Origin of the sequence: Vibrio sp. S9_S30, assembly GCF_014694455.1 — a bacterium.
In the GTDB taxonomy this organism is placed as follows: Bacteria; Pseudomonadota; Gammaproteobacteria; order Enterobacterales; family Vibrionaceae; genus Vibrio.
In genome coordinates this window covers 1-318 of the sequence record NZ_JAAUWT010000171.1, presented here as the reverse complement: position 1 = coordinate 318, position 318 = coordinate 1, and the positions used below count along the sequence as shown (strand labels likewise).

1 protein-coding gene is annotated in these 318 nt (G+C 43.1%); it reads left to right on the top strand.

All coding sequences use genetic code 11. The features are described 5' to 3' along the window. On the top strand, positions 1–184 hold a 184-nt coding region (locus HC752_RS25045; protein ID WP_238930642.1), incomplete at its 5' end, for a hypothetical protein. Positions 185–318 lie beyond the last annotated feature (134 nt).

The following is a 318-nucleotide window of genomic DNA, read 5'->3' as shown; positions in this document are numbered from 1 at the left end:
CCACAGAAACTTGGCTTGTAGAGAACTTCCCACCTTAGATATGGTTGAGGAATCGAACTCGAAAACACTGAAGCCAGCAACTTTCGAGAACCTGACAACCCTTGAATTTTCAAAGCGCTATAACGCCCAATTAAGTAGCCAAAAACGTACAAATGCCGTTCCTGCAAGCCACCATAAACACTAAACTCAATGCAAACTAAAAATGCCACACGTTTTTGGTCTGCTTGAATTGTTTGTTATGAACGGACTTTACGGCATCCTCGATTTCCCAGCAAATATAGAAGCCCAAGACACAGAGCCATTTCACAAAATGCCGGC